Annotated in this window: 1 protein-coding gene; it reads right to left on the bottom strand. The window is 67.0% G+C overall.

All coding sequences use genetic code 11. From position 1 onward, the window contains the following. Positions 1-4,586 (bottom strand): type I polyketide synthase (locus AB0I77_RS53160; protein WP_363290266.1); only part of this gene is annotated, 4,586 nt, incomplete at its 3' end. Positions 4,587-4,619 lie beyond the last annotated feature (33 nt).

The raw sequence follows: 4,619 nt of genomic DNA, 5'->3' as shown, positions 1-4,619 counted from the left end.
CCCAACGAATACGCCACCCGACCCGACAACACACTCGCAATCGTCCCCGTCAGCAAATGCCCCTCAAAACCCTCCGGAGCACCCCCAAAACGCGAACCATAATCGTTATACATCACCCCCGCATACACACCCGTCGAAGAACCCCGCAACGAACCAGGATCAATCCCCGCCCGCTCCAACGCCTCCCACACAACCTCCAACAACAACCGCTGCTGAGGATCCGTCGCCACCGCCTCACGCGGACTCAACCCGAAAAACTCCGCATCAAACTCCGCCGCATCATAAAGAAAACCCCCCTCACGCGCATAAGACTTCCCCAACCGATCCGGATCCGGATCATAAAGACCCTCCACATCCCAACCACGATCAGTCGGAAAACCACCCACCGCATCCCGACCCTCCACCACCAAACGCCACAAACCCTCCGGCGACACCACCCCACCCGGATAACGACACCCCATCCCCACCACCGCAATCGGCTCATCAATACCCACCGAATGAGCAGCAACCGCAGGAACCGCAGCGGTCCCCGTCTCATCCAACTGCTCCAGCAGGAACCCGGCCACCGAATCCGGCGAGGGATGATCGAAAACAAGAGTGGTAGGCAACCGCAGACCCGTCGCCGCATTCAGCCGATTACGCAACTCCACCGCCGTCAGCGAATCGAAACCCAACTCCTTGAAGGCCCTGGACGCGTCGATGTCGAAGGTGGCGCCGTGGCCGAGGACCAGGGCCACGGTCTCGCGCACCGTCTGCAGCACGGCCTGCGCGCGCTCCTCGGCAGACAGCTGGACCAGGCGCTCCACCCAGGAGGAGTCGGTGCCTCGTGCGGCACGGGCCACCTGCCGGCGCCGCACCCGTACGAGGCCGCGGAACAGCCCTGGCAGCGCGCCTTCCTCGGCCACGGCACGCAGGGCGGCCAGGTCGAGCTCCGCGGGGACGAGCAGCGGCTCCGCCGACTCGAGGGCCGCATCGAACAGTGCCAAGCCGAGTTCCGGCAAGAGCGGCACGATGCCGTTGCGCTTCCAGCGGGCCACGTCGGCATCTCCGAGGCTTCCGGCCATGCCGTCGACGCTGTCCCACAGCCCCCAGGCGAGGGAGGTGGCGGGCAGGCCCCGGGCACGACGGTGCTGAGCCAGGGCGTCGAGGAAGGTGTTCGCCGCCGCGTAATTGCCCTGCCCCGCATTCCCGACCAGACCAGCGACCGAAGAGAACACCACGAACGCGGAGAGCTTGTGATGCCACGTCAGCCGATGGAGATTCCAGGCCGCGTCCACCTTCGGACGCAACACCCGCTCCAAATGCCCCTCCGTCAACGACTGCACCGTCGCGTCATCCAGCACCCCCGCCACATGCACCACAGCCGTCAACGGACGCTCCACCGCCACCGCATCCAACACACCCGCCAACGCATCGAAATCAGCGACATCACAAGCCGCCAGCGACGCATCAGCACCCAACCCCGCCAACTCCGCCACAAACTCCGCCGCACCCTCAGCAGCCCCACCACGACGACTCACCAACAACAAATGACGAGCACCGTGATGCGTCACCAAACGCCGCGCCACCAAACGACCCAAGGTCCCCAGAGCACCCGTCACCAACACCGTCCCCTCCGGATCCAGACCCACCGCCCCGGAAACAGACGCAGACGCCGCACGCGCCAGCCGCGGCACGAACAACTCCCCACCACGCACCGCCACTTCCGGCTCACCCGAAGCCAACACCACAGGCAACGACCCCAACCCGGCCTCGTCCTGTACATGTACGAGGACGAGCCGACCGGGCTGCTCGGACTGCGCGGTACGGATCAGGCCCGACAGTGGTGACGTGTGGAGTGCGCCGTCCGGCACGACCACCACGAGCTTGCTGTCCGAGAAGTGCTCGCCGGCCAGCCACGTCTGCACCAGTTCGAGCCCGCGCCGCGCCACCGCGTGGCCCAGCGCGAGGATGTCCCCGGAGGAATCGGTTGGTGCGGTGAACTCCTCGGTGAGCACCACGTATTCAGGTACGGCGGTGCCTGCTTCGACGGCGGCGGCGAGTGCGGCGAGATCGGGATACGGCCCCGTCGCATCCAGGCTGACCGTCTCCGGCTCCGCTGCTGGCACGGCCGCCAAGGGCTCCCAGTCGATGCGGTACAGCGACTCGAAGGAGGTTTCCGTCACGGTGAGCTGTTCACGGGCGATCGGCCGCAGCACGACCGAGTCGATCACCGCCACCGGCGCCCCAGCGCCATCCGCGACGGTCAGGCTTGCGGTGTCCTGTCCGGTCCGAGTCCACCGCACCCGCAGCACGGTCGCGCCGACCGCGTGCAGCGCGAAGCCCGCGAAGGAGAACGGCAGCCGGATCTCGGCATCGTTCTGCGCCGAGGCCGCTGCTTCCAGCACCAGGGGGTGGAGGGTGGCGTCGAGGAGGGCCGGGTGGATGCCGAAGCGAGCGGCGTCCGCATGCATCGGCTCGGGCAGCTCGACCTCGGCGAACAGGTCATCACCGGCACGCCAGGCGGCACGCAGTCCCTGGAAGGCCGGACCGTAGCCATACCCCAGATCAGCCAACCGCTCGTAGACACCAGCCAGATCGACAGGCACACCGCCCGCCGGCGGCCACTGCTCCAGCGCCACCCCCGCAGAGGACGCCGACACCCCGAGCAGCCCGGCAGCATGGGCCGTCCACTCCTCCTCCACGCCGCGCGAGTACACAGTGAACCGACGCTCACCACGCTCATCAGCGGCATCCACCGTCAGCCGCAGCTGTACACCGGCTTTGGGCGAGAGCACCAGCGGTGACTGGAGGGTGAGTTCTTCGACCACGGGGCAGTCGAGGTGCTCACCGGCATGGCCGGCCAGCTCCAGGAACGCCGTACCCGGAACCAGAACCGTCTCACCGATCGCATGATCGGCCAGCCACGGATGCGTCGCGAGCGACACCGACGCCGTGAACTGCACACCATCCCCACCCGGGTCCGCAATCACCGCCGCCAACAACGGATGATCAGCAGCCCCAAGCCCCAGACCCGCGGCATCACCCGACCGCGGCACATCCAGCCAGAAACGCTCACGCTGGAAGGCATACGTGGGCAGATCCACCGCGGCCGTGCCGTGCGGATAGAACTTCGCCCAGTCCACCTCCACCCCATGGGAATACACACCCGCGAGAGCCGACAAGAACGCCCGCCGCTCGGGCTGCTTACGCCGCAACACCGGCACCACCACAACCGACCCAGCGGAATCGGCAGAATCGTCCTCGCCGGCGAGGCATTCACGCACCAGACCCGACAACGTCGCATCCGGACCCAGCTCCACAAACGCCGACACCCCCAAACCCCGCAGCGTCGCCACCCCATCAGCGAACCGCACCGCCGAACGCGCCTGCACCGCCCAATACTCCGCGGTGAACTCACCCACCAGCCCACCGGTCACATTCGACACCACCGGAATACGCGGCACGCCATACGTCAACTCACCCGCAACCTCGGTCAGTTCATCCAGCATCCCGTCCAGACGAGCCGAATGAAACGCATGACTCACCGCCAGACGCGTCGCCTTCACCCCCGCCGCCCGCGCCACCTCCACCACCTCAACAACCCCAGCCTCATCACCCGACACCACCGTCCCCAAAGGACTGTTCACCCCCGCCACACCCACACCCACACGACCCTCAAGCCACCCCACAACCCGACCCTCACCCGCACCCACAGCCGCCATCGCACCACCCGCGGGCAACGCCTCCATCAACCGCGCCCGCGCACACACCAACCGCGCCGCATCCCCCAACGACAACACACCCGCCACATGCGCCGCCGCAATCTCACCCACCGAATGCCCCACCACATAATCCGGAACAACACCGTAATGCGACACCAACCGGAACAACGCCACCTCAACCGCAAACAACGCAGGCTGCGTAAACCCCGTCCGGCCCAACAACTCCGGACCCGCCCCACCCGAAATCACCGAAGCCAGCGAACAACCCAAATACACATCAAGAGCCGCACACACCTCATCGAAAGCAGCCGCAAACACCGGCTCACTCCCATACAACTCCCGCCCCATCCCCAACCGCTGACTCCCCTGCCCCGAAAACAAGAACGCCAGCCCACCACCGGAAACAGGCTCACCCGGAATCAACGCCCGCAGCGAATCCAGGAGTTCACCACGACCCTCCCCCACCACCACCGCACGATGCTCGAACCGGGCACGCGACACCGCCAGCGAACGACCCACCGCCGCCGCACCCAACCCCGGCCGCTCCTCCACCCACGCAGCCAGCCGACCCGCCTGCTCCACCAGCGCCTCACCACTGCGCGCCGACACCACCCACGGCACCAGACCCGAAGCAGGGAGCTCCTCCTCCACGGCGGTCTCGGCGGCGGCCGCAGCTTCGGGGGCCTGCTCGACAATCACATGCGCGTTGGTGCCGCTGATCCCGAAGGACGACACACCAGCACGCCGCGGCCGGTCGACCTCAGGCCATTCCTCCGCCGCCGTCAGCAACTCCACCGCACCCGCCGACCAGTCCACATGCGGCGTCGGCTCATCCACATGCAACGTCGCCGGAAGCACACCGTGCCGCAGCGCCATCACCATCTTGATCACACCCGCCACACCCGCCGCAGCCTG

This window comes from Streptomyces sp. NPDC050619 (assembly GCF_040654815.1).
In the GTDB taxonomy this organism is placed as follows: domain Bacteria; phylum Actinomycetota; class Actinomycetes; order Streptomycetales; family Streptomycetaceae; genus Streptomyces.
This window is presented reverse-complemented; position numbering and strand designations above follow the sequence as displayed.